Origin of the sequence: Rhizobium leguminosarum, assembly GCF_001679785.1 — a bacterium.
Taxonomy (GTDB): Bacteria; Pseudomonadota; Alphaproteobacteria; order Rhizobiales; family Rhizobiaceae; genus Rhizobium; species Rhizobium leguminosarum_R.
Genome location: NZ_CP016286.1, coordinates 1,705,206 through 1,720,067, shown reverse-complemented (window position 1 = coordinate 1,720,067; position 14,862 = coordinate 1,705,206). Strand labels below are relative to the sequence as shown.

Here is a 14,862-nt window from a genome sequence, read left to right as displayed (position 1 = left end):
GCCTTAGTTCACACCCACATTATAGAACGAAAGCCGCCTGACACGTGTTCAAGCGGCTTTCCAATCGTGGGTGCCAGGCTAAGCTCAGCCGAGCCTGCCTGCGGCGTGGGCGAGCATGGTGTAGACCTTGCCCGTATCCGAGGTGAGGTAGGACTGCGTCACCGTGCGGTTCGGGTCGGTGCGGGCGACGTCGGCGAGAAGCTTTTCGAAATCGCCAATATAGCGGTCGACGGCGGTGCGGAACTCCGGTTCGCGGTCATATTTGCGCTTGATCTCGTCGAAGGTCTGCTGGCCCTTCAGCGTGTAGAGGCGGCGGGTGAAGACGTCGCGCTCGCCGCGCTGATAACGGCGCCAGAGATCGACCGAAGCGTCGTGATCGATGGCGCGGGCTATATCGACCGAGAGCGAGTTCAGCGATTCGACGACGTGGCGCGGATTGCGGCTGTCATTGCTGCGCGCCGCCGGCGCGGCAGTTTCCGCCGGGCGGGCAGGAACACGGGCGGCCGCGGCCTCGTCGGCGGCGTCCTCACGCGATGCGCCACGCAGGAGATCGCTGATCCAGCCGCCGCTTTCCGGACGGGCCGGCTCTTGGCGATCTGTTCCCGGGCGGCCTGTTTCCTGGCGAGCGGGGGCAGGCTGCGGCGCGGCGCGCTGGGGGGCGGCAGCCGGCGCAGACGGTGCGATCGTCCCGCGCAGACCTGTCGCTTCGATCGGCGGCGGTGCTGCCGGCTGCGGCGGCTGGGCTGCAACCGGCTGAGCGGGACGCGGGGCAGGCTGTACCTGAGCGAGCGTGCGGGCGACGGGCTCGGAGATCTCGAGCTGCTGGCTGGAGCGGCCGACGAGCTGGGAGATATCCTGCAGCGCCTTGATCTGCTCGGCGACGGCCCGGCGCATGGCCGAGGCGCTTTCCTTGGCTTCCTCGGGAAGGTCGAAGGCGCCGCGCTTCAGTTCGGCGCGGGTGGCGTCGAGCTCGCTGCGGATGTCGGCCGCAGAGCGGCGGATATCCTCGGTGGCGCCGGAGAAGCGGCCGACGGCGTCATCGATCGCCTCGCGCAGCGCTTCGCGCATGTGCTGGGCGGCGCCGTCGGAAGCGCGGCCGGCTTCGCCGAGCATGCGCTCGACTTCCGACAGCGAGGCCGTGAGACCGCCGCGAATGCGATTGGAGAGATCGCCGGAGCGGCGCTCGACATTGGCGAAGGTGCCGTCGATCGTCGTATTGGCCTCGTCGCCGGCGCGGGTGATTGCCTCGCGCATCGTCTCTGCCGCTTCCTGGGCGCGCTTCTCGGTTTCGGTGAGAATGCGGCCGATATCGGCGAAGGAGGATTGCACGCCCTCGCGCAAATTGCCGGTAACCTGGCTGGAGCGTTGCTCTGCCCGTTCGAACACGGTCTCGATCATGCTCCCGAGGCCTTGCATGGTCTTTTCGATCTCCGCGGAGCGCGAGACGAGGCCGACCGAGAGCGTCTGCAGAGCGCTCTCGCGCTCTTCGAGCGTCGAGGCGAGGTTGGACTGGGCGGCGCCGAGAAGCTGCGAAGCCTGGGTCAGAACCTTGGAGTGTTCGTCGAAGCGGCCGATGATGCCGCCGACCTGCGCCAGCGTCTGGCCCGAAATGTCGGAGAGGCGGTCGACCTTGCCTTCGAGAAGCCTGGTCGAGGCGGAGACCATTTCGGCGGCCTTGGTGGCGGAGTCGGCAAAGCGCGTGGTGGTATCGCCGAGACGGCCGTCGACGCTGGCCAGCTGCTCGGCGGCGCGGTTCATCATCATCGCCATTGCCGCACTGCTTTCCGACATGCGCTCGACGAGGCCGTTGACGTTGCCAACCAGGCTGTTCTCGATGGCGCTGACGGCATTGGCGACATTCTCGGTGCGGGCGGCAACGGCGCTGGCGAGCGCTTCGTTTTCGGCGCGCAGACGGTCGGCGCTGAGGTTGGCCGCGGCGGTGATGCGGGCGGCGGCCTGCTCGCCGGCATCGGTGTACCGGTCGATGATCGGACGGGCCGTTTCGTCGAGGATGCGCGTCAATTCGACCGAACGGCCTGATAGCATCGAGTTGAGGTCGCGAGTACGCTCTTCAAGCGTCGAGCGGATCGAGTTACCGCGTGCTTCGAGCGCCCGGTCGATGTCGGAGAACGTCGTATCGATCTCGCGGGCACGCTCTTCGAGGTTGGTGCGAATGGCGCTGCTGCGCGCTTCGAGCGCCCGGTCGACATCCGCCATGGTGGCGGAAATCTCGCTGCCGGCGCCCGACAGCGTCGAGCGGATGGCATTGCCGCGTGTCTCCAGAGACTGGCCGGCATCCGACAGCACCTTGGAGATGGCATTGACTTGCGTGCCGACGATGGTCTCGGCCTCGGCGACCTTGTTGACGATGGCGTTGCCGGCTTCCGAGAAAGTCTGGGCGACGGCAGCGGCCTGGCTTGCCAGCCGGTTCTGAGCTTCGGCGACGCGAGTGACGATCTGTGACGAGCGTTCATCCATGGTGCGGGTGAATTCGTCGCTTTTCACATTGAGATCCTCGGCGAATTGCTGGCCGGTCTTGCCAAGCAGTTCGGTGGTTCTCGTCGCTTCGCCTTCCATTCCCTGGGCCGCGTCGGCAACTGCGTTGCGCAGCGTCGAGGCGAGACCAGCGGCCTTGCCTTCGATGGTGCGGTTGACGGCCTCGAGGCCGACGGTCAACGCACGGTCCATCGTAGAGAGGCGTTCCTCGATGCGTTCATTGCCGCGGTCGAGCGTTTCGGCGAGGCTCGCGGTGCGGCCATCGATGGCGCCGGTCAGGCTGGTGGTGCGGCTGTCCAGCGTCTCGGCCAGATTGGCGGTGCGGCTGTCGATCGCCTGAGTGAGGTTTGCGGCACTGCCTTCGAGCGTCGCCGAGATGCGCTGTGTGGCGTCGTTGCTGAGCGCGCCGAGACGAGAGACGCCGTCGGTAAGCACGCCGGACAGCTGGCTGCTGGCCGCTTCGACCTTTTCGGCAACGCCGCCGACGCCGTCGCGGATGCGGGTCTCGATCGCCGCAAGACCGGCTTCCACACGCGATCCGGTTTCTTCAAAACGGCCCGTCAGGTTTTCGACCGACCGATCGAGATGGGTGGACAAATCCTGGGTGGAGCTCGAAATCGCACTTGCCGCCTCCTGGAAGCGGCCGGCGATCTGGCCGGCGCCGGCATGCATGCGATCTTCCAATGTCTGGGCGCCGGCATCGATCGCCTGGCGGATCGCGGCCTCACGGTGCTCCAGCGACAATTCGAGCATGCCGACACTCGTCGCCACCGAAGTGCCGATGCTGGTCGCCTGTTCGGCCAGCGTATCGCTGATCAGCGCATGGGCCTGGTTCAGCGATAGGTCTATGGCGTTGGCGCGGTCTTCGAGCGTCGTGCGGATGCGCTCATGGGCAGAGGCAAGCCCGCCCTCGATGCGCGCCGCGGCCTCGTCGGCGAGGCCTCCGAGCCGCGTATGCGCATCGGTCAGGCGGCCTTCGATGCGGCCGGTCAAGCCGCCGACGAGATCCTCGAAGCGGGCGCCGCCGGCATCGAGAACGTCCGAGAGGGCAGCGCTATGCTCGGAAAGCGCATTTTCGAGCCGCTGCTGATTGTCGGTATAGGCGGTGCGGATCGCATCGGTCTTGTCGGAGAAGGCACCGGCGACTCGTGCCTCGGCACCGGAGACGGCCTCCATGATGGCGTTGCTGCGGGCTTCGAGCACGCTGTCGAAGCGGCTCTGGTTATCATCGAGCGAAATGGCGAGCGCCATGGTCTTTTCGTCGAGCGTATCGGTGAGCCGATTATGGGTTGCCGTTACGGCGCCGATGATCGCGGCGGTACGGTGGCCCAAGGCTTCCTCGAGGCGGGCCTGGCCTTCGCTCAGCGAGGTGGCGAGGGCGGCGGCCTTCTGGTCGAGTACACCGTTCAGGCCAACATGCGTGCCGGAAACCGCATTGGTGATCGCATCGGCGCCTGTTGTCAGCGTCTCCTCGAGACGGCTCTGGCTCTCATTCAGCGAGATGGCAAGCGCCATCGCCCGATCGTCGAGCGTCTCGGACAGGCGGTCGTGGGTGGCAGAGACCGCATTCAGGAAGGATTCCGAGCGGCTCTCCAGCGTATCCTGCAGGCGGCTCTGGCCCTCGTTCAGGGAGGCGGCGATCGCCGTCGCCTTTTCGTCGAGCGTTTCCGAGAGACGGTCGTGCGTGCCGGACACGGCCTTGAGGAAGGCTTCGGAACGTGCTTCCAGCGTGTCTTCGATCCGCGACTGGCTCTCATTGAGCGAGATGGCGAGTGCCATCGCCTTTTCGTCCAGCGTCTCGGACAGACGGTCATGCGTGCCGGAGACCGCATTCAGCAGGGCAGCCGAACGGGTTTCCAGCGTGTCTTCGATCCGCGTCTGGGTTTCGTTGAGCGAGATGGCGAGTGCCATCGCCTTTTCGTCCAGCGTCTCGGAGAGGCGATCATGGGTACCGGAGACGGCGTTCAGCAGGGCTGCGGAGCGGGTTTCGAGCGTATTCTCGATACGGGCATGGCCTTCGCTCAGCGAGGTGGCAAAAGCTGCCGCCTTGCCGTCCAGCGTCTCGGAGAGGCGATCATGGGTGCCGGAGACGGCTTTCAGCAGAGCGGCGGAACGGGTTTCAAGCGTCTCCTCGATACGGGCCTGGCTCTCGTTCAAGGACATGGCCAGCGCCATCGCCTTCTCGTCGAGCGTCTCGGCAAGACGGTCGCGCGTGCCGGATACAGTGTTCAGCAGTGCCTCGGCGCGCGTTCCAAGCGCATCCTCGATGCGGGCATGGCGCTCGTCGAGCGAGGTCGTAAGGGCCGCCGCCTTGCTGTCCAGCGTTTCCGACAGACGATCATGCGTGCCTGACACGGCGTTGAGGAAGGCCTCGGAGCGGGTCTCGAGCGTATCTTCGATGCGGGCCTGATTTTCGCTGAGCGAAATGGCGAGCGCCATCGCCTTCTCGTCGAGCGTCTCGGAGAGGCGATCATGGGTGCCGGAGACGGCGTTCAACAGAGCTTCGGAGCGGGTCTCGAGCGTGTCCTCGATGCGGGCCTGGCTCTCGTTCAGAGAGATGGCAAGCGCCATCGCCTTTTCGTCGAGCGTCTCGGCAAGACGGTCATGGGTGCCGGAGACGGCATTGATGATGGCGTCGGAGCGGGTCGTCAATGCTTCCTCGAAGCGGCCGTGATGGGTGGTCAGTGCCTCGAGCAATGCGCCGCCGCGCTCTGCCATGACGCTGTCGATACGGCCGTGGGCCGTGCCGAGCGCCTCGCTGATTTCGGCCGCACGGGCTGTAAGCACGCCGCTCAGCTCCTCGGCGCGACCGCCGAAGGCAGCGGTCACCTGCTCGGTGCCAGCGGCAACGGCAGTCGTCAGATCGGTGGTGGTGGTGCGCAGCGTGTCGCGGAATTCGGCCGAGCGTGTCTGAAGGTTGTTCTGCAGCTCGGAGGTGCCGGTCGCAAGCGTCAGCGCGATTTCCGAGGTGGCGCTTTGCAGCGCCGAGGTTAGCTCGCCGGTGCGGCTGGTGAGCGCGGTGGTGATTTCGTCCGCCCGGCTGCCGAGCGTGCTTTCCAGCACTTCGTGGCCGGTGGCGAGCGCAGTGGCGAGCGCCAGCGACTGGTCTGATATCGACGAACCGAGCCGGTCGATGCCGGAATTCAGGATGCCATCGATCGAATCCGAGCCGCCGGTCAGCGTCTCGTTGATACGGGCGAGGCTCTCCATCAGCTTGGTGTCGAGCGAGCCGGTGCGTTTGTCGAAGGCGCTGGTGAATTCGGCGACGCGTTCGTCGAAGGCGGTCGACAGCTGGGCGACGGTCGTCTGTAGCCGCTCCTCGAAGAAGCCGGAGCGCACGTCGAGATCCATGACGGCGTCGTCGGCGGTGGTCTGCAGGCTCTGGCGGAAGCTTGCGCCCTTTTCGTCGAGCGCGCTGTTCAGCTTCGACAGCACGTCGTCGAGCGTGCCGCCGATGGTGCGTTCGCCTGACGTCAGGCTCTCGTTGATCTCACGGGTGCGGGCGATCAGGATCTCGTTGAGCTGGTGCGTACGCTCATTCAGCGCCGCATTCAGCTTTTCGGTGCTGCTGTCCATGGTCGAGGCGCGCGTCTCGAACTGGCTGAGCAGCCTTTCGCCATGATCGTTGAGATTGACGGAGAGGGCTTCGAGGCGGTTGTCGAATTCGGTGGCCAGCGCAAAACCCGATGCGTTCAGGGTCTGCAGCAGGGTATCGGTCTTGGCTGCGAGCAGGCTGCCCATCGACTGCAGGGCGCTGTCCGATTTTTCCAAGATCGTCGCGGCGCGTGTATCGATCAGCGAGGCGAAGGCTTCGCCCGATGTGGCAAGCCGCACCGCGATCTCTTCGGTCGCAAGCGACAGTTCTTCCTTCAACTGGTCGTGGACGCTGCCGATCGAGGTGCGGATACGGTCGGCATGGCTGACGATCGCCTCGCGCTCGGAGCCGAGTTCGTGGACGAGGCCGCGAACGCGCAACTCGTTGTCGGCATAAGAACGTTCAAGCGCATTGACTTCGGAATGGACGAGCGTTTCCAGCTCGGAGGCGCGCGCGATGGTGCGCTCGATGCCTTCATTCATGGCCGAGACCTCACGGCGCACGGCCTGGCCGACGGTCATGATGCGCTCGGAGGCGATGGTTTCCGGCTCTGCCAGGCGCAACGCCACCTCTGCCATGGAGCGGGCGGCGTTGCGCATGTCCTGGGCGCGGGAGATCATGATGGCGAAGGCATAGAACATCATCACGGGAATGATGATGCCGACGAGGCCGGCGATGACGCCGGGCAGGGCGACGAGATCGGCGAGCGAACGGATCTGCCAGATCTGCGGAGCATAAAGCAGCGACATCAGGCCGAGGCCGGCCATGACCCAAAGCACGGAAAACAGGGTGGCGGTACGCACCGCCGAGCGGCTGGAGGCGCCGTCAAAGGATTTCAGGATCGAGGCGGGCGTATTGCGGCTGGCATCGTTGGCGGGCGCGAAAGCCGGCCCCCTGGAAGCCTGCTCGCCAGCGGCACCGCGGCGGCTGCGGCGCTGCGCTTCTTCCTGGGCCTGCTGGTTACGCGCATTTACTGGATCAGACACATTAGCCTCCGGGGCCTGGGGCGCGTCGCCGCGGCGAGACGGTACGTTATCCTTGCTAAAGTCGATCTGGAGCGCCTCGTCCAATGCCTTGAACGCCTTGTCCTCAATTGACTCATTATATTTGTTGTTCGCCATTCGGTTATGCCTCGTTACTGTCAGCCAGTCCGACAGCGCATCCTGGGCTTCCGCCTCACCCGGGAACAACTTTGCCGTTCCAGCCCTCCATCCCAACGAAGGACGGATAAGCATGTCATTTCAGAGTAGATAGCCGCTTTTTCAAACGGAAGGTATCAAAACACTACCATTATCCACTCGCTCGGCAAAGGCGCGTACCATAAACCCGCTCCACCAGTATCGTAGTGACACATCTGGGCTCTTCACACAATTAATGAAGGCTTGAGATTTATGGCTCGTTAACTCGTTGTTAACACCTTTGAATCCTAGCTACGGCTTAAAAACCAATAATTTAGGGATATTTAACGGACGTTAACCATATGGCGAGATTTCCGCCCCGAATGTGCCGGAATTTAACGTGATGGCCACCCTCCTGTCGCAGAACTGTTGCAACTGCAGACGACAGAGACGGGAGAATTGGCAATGGCAGCCCAGATGGCAGCATTGAACATCGTATTCGAGGCGCCGGATAATGCAAAGGGACCGTGTCCCTCCAAGGTCCGGCCGATCGATCTGGTGCATCTCGCAAAGCAGACGATGGGCGACAAGACGCTGGAACTCGAAGTCCTTCAGATGTTTGCGCGCCAGGCCCGCGCATGCCTCCAGGACATTGCCAGCGGCGAAACGATCCGTATCGGCGCAGCCGCGCATCGGCTGAAGGGCGCGGCAAGCTCGGTCGGCGCGTTCCGCGTGTCGCAGACGGCGGAAGCCGTCGAGGAAAACGGCGGCGATGCCGGCGCGACGGCAGCGCTCGGGGCCGCCGTCATCGACGCCGAGAATTTCATCCTGAAGCTCTGCCGCGGCTGATCTCCAGGTTTTTATCTGACGCATGTCGTTGTCCCAAAACCGCTGCGTATTTTTGGGCGACGTGCATAGGATAGCGTTCGAACGAGGCCCGTTGTTCCATTGCGGAACCGCGGGCCTTTTTGCGACGTCCCTGATGACGCTTTGAAGACGGCGGGCGAAGGCCCGATCTGCGAGGTTGTGGCAAATTTCCCCAATATTGACTGATGCGTCGAATTGTCGGAAGAAAATCCGCCCACTCACTTGAAGACCGGAAATAGTCCTGATGCCCAAACTTACCATCGTCGCCTTCGACGGCACGCGCTTCGACCTCGACGTCGACCAAGGCTCCACCGTGATGGAGAATGCCGTGCGCAATTCGGTCCCCGGCATCGAGGCCGAATGCGGCGGCGCCTGCGCCTGCGCGACCTGTCATGTCTATGTCGACGAGGAGTGGACGGAGAAGGTCGGCCAGCCGGAAGCGATGGAAGAGGACATGCTCGACTTCGCCTTCGATGTGCGCCCGACCTCGCGGCTGTCCTGTCAGATCCGGATGAAGGCTGTCTATGACGGGCTGGTGGTGCATGTGCCGGAACGCCAGGCCTGACGCGTACTGCGCTTCAAACGTCGCCGAAAAATTCGATAAAAAAAGACGCCTCGCGCGCTAGAGCGAGCGAGGCGAGGCGGGCGCATTACCTACGGATGAGGGAGGAACATCCGCGGCTTCGGAACGCGCCAGGAGAACCCAGCGATGAAAGTGCAGATGCCGTACCTGAACTTTCGAATGTGTTCATATTAACGCGTTCCGGTTGAGTCTGCCAGGATGAAAAATGACCATTCAATCGCTGGGGAGGGGGTAAGTTTCGCACAAGTTTCGTTATGCAGCTAAGGGTTTTCGCTCGCAACCAGACTGGAAAAGCCTTATTTTGCGCCGGCTCGACCGTTGATTCGATTGTTCAGCAACCTCAGCATGCGCTTCTGAAAATTGACCGCCTCGACCCGGTCGAATCGCGCCTGCTGCCGGTCGTGCTCCTCTATACCGCGAGCTGATTCGTCGGAGACGAGTTCCTGCATGGCTTCGCAGCTGCGCTGCTGCGGCAGCGCGCGGATGGCGCGCTCCATGGCGCGGGCCTGGTCGCGGGCGATCTCGGCATGGCGCTCCTCGTGGCGCTTGATATCGCTCGACAGCGCGTCCCAGATCATCGACAGCTCCTTGCTGGCGCCCTTGCGGCTGCTCCAGCGCGGCAGGATGATCTGGGTGTGGACCGTGACCTTGACGTTGCCGACGCGGCAGCGCCCGTTATTTTGAATATAGGTTGCCTCGCCGCCGAAGCGGATCTTCGTAGCGCCGGGATGGCGCGCCGAGGAACCGCTCGCCGTCGGGCCGCGCCGGCTGAGTTCGCGGTCGAGCTCATCCGCGGTTTTGCCGCGAATGTCGAAATAGGAATAGCTTTTCGATGCGATCACTTCGGCTGCCGACAGGCTGCAGAGGGAAAGAGCAATGGAAAAGGCGATAGGAACGACCATATAACGCACTGCAAGCGGCATTCTGAACGCAACCCGTGTTGAAATCGGCAGGAGCTTGGGGCATAGCCACCCCAAGCGCAATATCAGATGGCGCTTTTTTCGTCATCAATGGGATAAGTCTGGTGACAGGGCTCGAAGGCAGCATATGGCGTGTCGGCCATGGCCGGGAGATCGAACTCGGGCGTCGTTCGGTGATCATGGCGATCATCAACGTGACGCCGGACTCCTTTTCCGATGGCGGACGCTTTGAAACCGTCGATGCGGCGGTCGAACAGGCGTTGCGGGCGGTGAGCGAAGGTGCCGGCATTATCGATATCGGCGGCGAATCGACCCGGCCGAACGCAGCAACCGTCAGCCCTTCCGAGGAGCAGGCGCGCGTGCTGCCCGTCATCGAGGCGCTGCGCGGCCGCACCCAGGCGCTGATTTCCATCGACACCTATCGCGCCGAAACGGCGCGGCTTGCAATCAGTGCCGGCGCCCATATCGTCAATGACGTCTTTGGGCTGCAGAAGGAGCCCGATATCGCTGATATTGCCGCGGTGACCGGAGCTGGGCTCTGTATCATGCATACCGGCCGCGACAGGGTGAAACTTGACGATGTGATTGCCGATCAGGTGCGTTTCCTCGAACGGTCGCTTGATATCGCCGCTGCGTCAGGCGTCAACCGCGACCGCATCGTGCTCGATCCGGGCTTCGGCTTCGCCAAGGAGACGGCGGAGGAGAACCTGGAACTGATGGCGCGGTTTTCCGAACTTTCCCGCTTCGGCCTGCCGCTGCTCGCCGGGACGTCGCGGAAGCGCTTCCTGGGCGCCGTGACGGGGCGTGAGGCGCAAGACAGGGATGCGGCGACGGCTGCGACCAGCGCGCTGCTCAGGCTTCAAGGGGCTGCGGTTTTCCGGGTGCACAATGTCGCAATCAACAGGGATGCGCTCGATATCGCCGATGCTATGCTTAATGCGCGCCAGGAATTCGAGAGGAAGCGGCCGACATGACCACCTACACGATCACGCTGCAGAACTGCGCCTTCTTTGCGCGCCACGGCGTGCATGACGAGGAGGAATTCCTCGGCCAGCGCTTCTTCGTCGATGCCGAGCTCGATGTCGTCGCCGGTGAGGCGCTGGAAAGCGATTCGATCAACGATACCGTCAATTACGGCATCGCCTTTACCGTGATCGAGCAGATCGTCACCGGCAAGCGGCGTTACCTGATCGAGGCCCTGGCGCTCGATATCGCCAAGGGGCTCTGCGAGACATTCCCGCAGATCCGGCGGGCGAAGATCACTGTGCGCAAGCCGAACGCGCCGGTGCCCGGCGTGCTCGATTTCGTGCAGGTGAGCGTTGAGCACTTTGCCTGAGGCCGGGTTCCAATCCGCCACACTCGGTCTCGGCGGCAATATCGGCGACCCTGCGAAGGCGATGGCTGCGGCACTGCAGAAGCTGGACCGACGGGACGACTGCCGGGTTAGCGCGGTCTCGCGGCTCTATCGCACGCCGCCTTGGGGCAAGACCGACCAATCGTTCTTCTTCAATGCCTGCGCTGTCGTCGAGACCAGGCTGGAGCCCGAGGCTTTGCTCGATGTCTGCCTGTCGATCGAACGCGAGATGAAACGCGAGCGCATCGAGCGCTGGGGTCCGCGCACGCTTGATATCGACGTGCTGACCTATGGCGACGTGATCCAGGACGCGCCGCGGCTGGAACTGCCGCATCCGCGGATGACCGATCGCGGTTTCGTGCTGATGCCGCTTGCCGATATCGCGCCGGGTCTTCGGGTCAGGGGCAGGGCGGTCAGTGACTGGCTGTCGGATGCCGAGGTGACCGGCATCGAGATTGCCAACAACAGTCGCGATTGGTGGCTGAGCGCCTGAAACAGGGAAACTGAAACGGAAACGGCGGGAAACCCGCCGCTTCAGGAAAATCCTCTGTGCGATTTGTCTACTGGATGGAACCGACGGCCATCTCGTCGACCTGGCGGGTCAGCGTCAGGCCGATGACCGGGATCATCTGGCTTTCGACCTTGACCGAAACGGTGACGTTCATCGTCTTGTCATCGCGCACGCGGGCAATCATCGCACCATTCAGCTTGGCGCGGTTGATGCCGACAACGACGGTATCCTCGCTGACGGCGCCGGAGACGACGTCAAGGCCCTTGCCGGCGGCGCCGTCGAGGAATTTGCCCTTGTAGCTCGAGCCTGACTGAGAGATGACGGCGGTCATCGGCTGCTTGAAGACGCCGACGCGGCAAGTGCCGTCGAGCTTGATGCCGGCGCTGCTGTCGCCGGTCGGCTCGCCGATCAGGCTGCAGGTGAATTTCGTGCCCTTGTACTTGCCGGCGACGATTTCGCCGGGGCCCTTCCAGGAGCCGGCAACGGAATCGAAGAAAGCCTTGTCACGGGTTGCAGCGGTGGCTGCCGGTGCGACATCTGCGACGGGAGACAATGCCGCGGCGGCCAAGCCGCATACGATGAGAAACTTGCGCGAATACATGGATTTTCCTTGGCAAACACCACTCACGAACTGGCTGCAAGTTTTGCCGAAGAATGGTTAATCCTTCCTTTCGATTGTGCCGAAATGCAAGGTAGTACAGGGTTTTCGCGCCGTGATGGTTTTAAAAACCTGTCACTAAAGCATTGAATATACTGAAATTTCTTCGGCATTACGCTACGGCAAGCGAAAACTGCGGAATCGCTGCTTCGTTCAAGGATTGTTGCCGCGCGGCGACATGGAGGGGGTGAGATCGCCGATGAAATCACCGATTCCCGGCCGCTTCAGGGCGCGAAAGGCGAGCGGGCGGCAGAGATCCATGGCCGCGATTCCAATGCGGGCGGTCATCAGGCCGTTGATGACGCCTTCGCCCAGTCGTGCCGAGAGCTTCGAGGCCAGCCCGTGGCCGAGCACCTGTTGGACGAGGCTGTCGCCGACGGCGATCGAGCCCGTGACGGCCAGATGCGCCAGCACGTCACGCAACAGACGGAACATGCCGAGTGTGCCAGGCCGGCCACCGTAAAGCTCAGCCATGGCGCGGATGAGGCGCACGGCCTCATAGAGCACGTAGAGCAGGTCGACCACGGCGCGCGGGCTGACAGCAGTAACGATCGAGACGCGCTTCGAGGCATTGACGATCAGGGCGCGGGCCTTGCGGTCGAGCGGAGCGAGCAGTTCCCGTTCGGCTAGCGCGATCAGATGCGGGGGATCGATGACCTCGCCCTCGGTCGCCTTCAGCGTCGCGCGGCCCTTCGCCGTCTCCGGATTGGCGGAAAGGAGCGTGGTAAGGCGTGCGACGACGGCGCGCGCTTTCACTGGTCGGGTTTCGAGCATCGCCGCGTCTGCCTCGGCCTTGATCGTCTGGACGGCGGCAAGGCGAATCATTCCGATGGTTTCGCGGATGACGAGGGCCAGCACGGCAAGGATGCCGACCGCTAGCACGGCAAGGGCGGCATAGCCCAACCAGTCGGCGCGGGTGAAGAGATCGCGGATCAGGCTATCGGTCCAGAGGCCGATGGCGAGCGACAGCAGGATGCCGAAGGCCCCGGCGGCGATCTTGCCGAACGAGGTCCGCCGCTTGCGCGGCGCTGCAACGGGGACGGCGCTCAGATCCTTGTCGGGATTGAGGAAAGGATCGTCCTCATCAGGTGTCACGACGATATTTTCAGAGAAGCTTTCCGGCTTGCGCCGCTCACCTCCTTGCCGGCCGTTGTCACGCCGCTCGGTGGCTTCGTCCTCATAGGTGAAGGCGGCGGGTGCGCGGCGCGGCGGATCGGACGGGGGCTTGCTCATGCGAGACGGTCTCCGAACAGGAACTGCATGGCGCGGTCGAGGCGGATATGCGGCACCGACAGCTTGATGCCGCCACCGGTTTCCTCGAGATGCGGCGGCCGGAACCTGACGACGTTGACATCGGGCAGTTGCAGGCCGGTCTCGCCCGCGGCGATGCGGTCGAACAGGCTTTCCGGATCCTCCGGCAGATCGCCGGGGAAGATCGCGGTCTTTCTTTCCCCGTCGAAACGCTCGCCGGCGATGGTTTCACCCTCCATCGGCGTGCCGACGATGACCGGCAGTTCATGGCCGTCACGCTTGACGGTCGCTTCGCGGGTGGCGCGCACGGAAGCAAGCGCCATGACGTCGATGCCGGCACCAGCCATGCCGATGCGCTCGATGGCGCGATCCACCAGGCGGCGGGTCAGCGCATCGAGCCGGTCGTGGCTTTCATGGTGAAGATGATCGGCCTTGGTGGCGGCGACCAGCACGCGGTCGATGCGGCGCCCGAGCAGGGAGGAGAGCAGCGAATTGGTGCCGGGGCGGAAACAGGCGAGCACGTCGGTCAGCGCGCGTTCCAGATCCTGCACGGCTTCAGGGCCGCGGTTCATCGCCTGCAGCGCATCGACCAGGACGATCTGCCGGTCGAGCCGGGCGAAATGCTCGCGGAAGAAAGGTTTGACGACGACCGATTTGTAGGCCTCGTAGCGCCGCTCCATCATCGTCCAGAGCGAGCCGCGGCCTGGACGGCCGTCCGGCGGCAGAGCCAGCGGCGCGAAGGTCAACGCCGGCGAGCCGTCGAGATCGCCGGGCAGGAGCAGGCGGCCAGGCGGCAGGGTGGAAAGCGAGCGTTCGTCGGCCTTGCAGGTTTTGAGATAATCGGCAAAGGCGGTGGCGAGGTCGCGGGCGACCATCTCGTCGGCGCCGGCATGGATGTCAGTGGTACGTGTCAGCACCAGCCATTGGCGCGACAGCTCGGAGCGGACGCCGGTTTCGGCAAGTGCCAACGTTTCCTCGCTGAACGTGCGGTAATCCTTGCCGAGCAGCGGCAGGTCGAGCAACCATTCGCCGGGATAATCGACGATATCGATCGACAAGCGGCCAGGCGAAAACAACCGGTTCCAGCCGCTGGCGCTCTGATAATCCAGTGTGATGCGCAGTTCGGATATGGCGCGGGTCGAATCCGGCCAGATACGGTCCTTCACCAGCGCGCGGATATGGTCCTCGTACTGGAAGCGCGGCACGGCATCATCCGGCTGCGGTTCCAGCCGCACCGCCGAGACGCGGCCGGATTGGACCGGCTCGAACAGCGGCAGTCGGCCGCCATGCAGCAGATTGTGGACCAGCGAGGAGATGAAGACCGTCTTGCCGGAGCGGGAGAGGCCGGTAACGCCGAGCCGCACGGTCGGATTGACGAGGCCGCTCGCCCGGTCGGCGAGATTGTCGAAGGCGATGCGGGCGTCATCGGCAAAGGATGTCAGTCGTGGCGGCAAGGCGCAATTCCGGTTGGTGACTGACGGCAATATAGGAAGGGCGCGCCGCCCGCAA

The 14,862-nt window shown here is 63.8% G+C and carries 11 protein-coding genes; 6 read left to right on the top strand and 5 right to left on the bottom strand.

The window, feature by feature from the left end; all coding sequences use genetic code 11:
* Window positions 1–84: 84 nt before the first annotated feature.
* Window positions 85–7,212 carry a hypothetical protein gene (locus BA011_RS08655; protein WP_065280137.1) on the bottom strand — a complete coding sequence of 2,376 codons (7,128 nt, stop codon included), beginning with the start codon at window positions 7,210–7,212 and terminating at the stop codon, window positions 85–87.
* A gap of 462 nt (window positions 7,213–7,674) precedes the next feature.
* On the opposite strand from BA011_RS08655, the gene BA011_RS08650 reads away from it, so the two are divergent.
* Entirely contained in the window at window positions 7,675–8,058 is a 384-nt protein-coding gene (locus BA011_RS08650; RefSeq protein WP_003540152.1) for an Hpt domain-containing protein, read from the top strand.
* A gap of 262 nt (window positions 8,059–8,320) precedes the next feature.
* A complete protein-coding gene (locus tag BA011_RS08645) occupies window positions 8,321–8,641 on the top strand; it encodes a 2Fe-2S iron-sulfur cluster-binding protein (RefSeq protein WP_003540151.1) in 321 nt (106 codons plus the stop codon).
* Between the two features lie 314 nt (window positions 8,642–8,955).
* Here BA011_RS08645 and BA011_RS08640 read toward each other — a convergent pair whose 3' ends face one another.
* Window positions 8,956–9,582, bottom strand: coding sequence for a DUF922 domain-containing Zn-dependent protease (locus BA011_RS08640; protein ID WP_065280136.1), 627 nt, complete (start codon window positions 9,580–9,582; stop codon window positions 8,956–8,958).
* 101 nt (window positions 9,583–9,683) lie between these two features.
* On the opposite strand from BA011_RS08640, the gene folP reads away from it, so the two are divergent.
* From folP to folK, 3 genes are read left to right on the top strand one after another with little or no spacing between them, the layout of a single operon-like run.
* Entirely contained in the window at window positions 9,684–10,553 is an 870-nt protein-coding gene (folP, locus tag BA011_RS08635) for a dihydropteroate synthase (protein WP_065280135.1), read from the top strand.
* Window positions 10,550–10,915, top strand: a complete 366-nt coding sequence (gene folB / locus BA011_RS08630) for a dihydroneopterin aldolase (protein WP_027667693.1) — start codon at window positions 10,550–10,552, stop codon at window positions 10,913–10,915. The genes folP and folB overlap by 4 nt, the downstream gene beginning before the upstream one ends.
* Entirely contained in the window at window positions 10,908–11,426 is a 519-nt protein-coding gene (gene folK / locus BA011_RS08625) for a 2-amino-4-hydroxy-6-hydroxymethyldihydropteridine diphosphokinase (protein WP_065280134.1), read from the top strand. Before folB ends, folK begins: the two co-directional genes overlap by 8 nt.
* A gap of 67 nt (window positions 11,427–11,493) precedes the next feature.
* Here the strand turns inward: folK and BA011_RS08620 are convergent, their stop codons facing one another.
* Complete coding sequence (locus BA011_RS08620; RefSeq protein WP_065280133.1) at window positions 11,494–12,045, bottom strand: hypothetical protein; 552 nt, start codon at window positions 12,043–12,045, stop codon at window positions 11,494–11,496.
* 9 nt (window positions 12,046–12,054) lie between these two features.
* Here BA011_RS08620 and BA011_RS44195 point away from each other — a divergent pair, with 9 nt between their 5' ends.
* Window positions 12,055–12,192, top strand: coding sequence for a hypothetical protein (locus tag BA011_RS44195; RefSeq protein ID WP_186806520.1), 138 nt, complete (start codon window positions 12,055–12,057; stop codon window positions 12,190–12,192).
* Between the two features lie 63 nt (window positions 12,193–12,255).
* Here BA011_RS44195 and BA011_RS08615 read toward each other — a convergent pair whose 3' ends face one another.
* Together BA011_RS08615 and BA011_RS08610 are read right to left on the bottom strand one after the other, a co-directional pair.
* Window positions 12,256–13,335 carry a YcjF family protein gene (locus tag BA011_RS08615; RefSeq protein WP_065280132.1) on the bottom strand — a complete coding sequence of 360 codons (1,080 nt, stop codon included), beginning with the start codon at window positions 13,333–13,335 and terminating at the stop codon, window positions 12,256–12,258.
* The gene (locus BA011_RS08610; protein ID WP_065280131.1) at window positions 13,332–14,807 is read right to left on the bottom strand and encodes a YcjX family protein; all 1,476 of its coding nucleotides are present in this window, start codon (window positions 14,805–14,807) and stop codon (window positions 13,332–13,334) included. The genes BA011_RS08615 and BA011_RS08610 overlap by 4 nt, the downstream gene beginning before the upstream one ends.
* Between the last annotated feature and the right edge of the window lie 55 nt (window positions 14,808–14,862).

Bases quoted from the DNA above. Each gene is read 5' to 3' on its own strand.
- BA011_RS08655 (WP_065280137.1), bottom strand. From the start codon at position 7,212: ATGGCGAACAACAAATATAATGAGTCAATTGAGGACAAGGCGTTCAAG.
- BA011_RS08650 (WP_003540152.1), top strand. From the start codon at position 7,675: ATGGCAGCCCAGATGGCAGCATTGAACATCGTATTCGAGGCGCCGGAT.
- BA011_RS08645 (WP_003540151.1), top strand. From the start codon at position 8,321: ATGCCCAAACTTACCATCGTCGCCTTCGACGGCACGCGCTTCGACCTC.
- BA011_RS08640 (WP_065280136.1), bottom strand. From the start codon at position 9,582: ATGCCGCTTGCAGTGCGTTATATGGTCGTTCCTATCGCCTTTTCCATT.
- folB (WP_027667693.1), top strand. From the start codon at position 10,550: ATGACCACCTACACGATCACGCTGCAGAACTGCGCCTTCTTTGCGCGC.
- BA011_RS08620 (WP_065280133.1), bottom strand. From the start codon at position 12,045: ATGTATTCGCGCAAGTTTCTCATCGTATGCGGCTTGGCCGCCGCGGCA.
- BA011_RS08615 (WP_065280132.1), bottom strand. From the start codon at position 13,335: ATGAGCAAGCCCCCGTCCGATCCGCCGCGCCGCGCACCCGCCGCCTTC.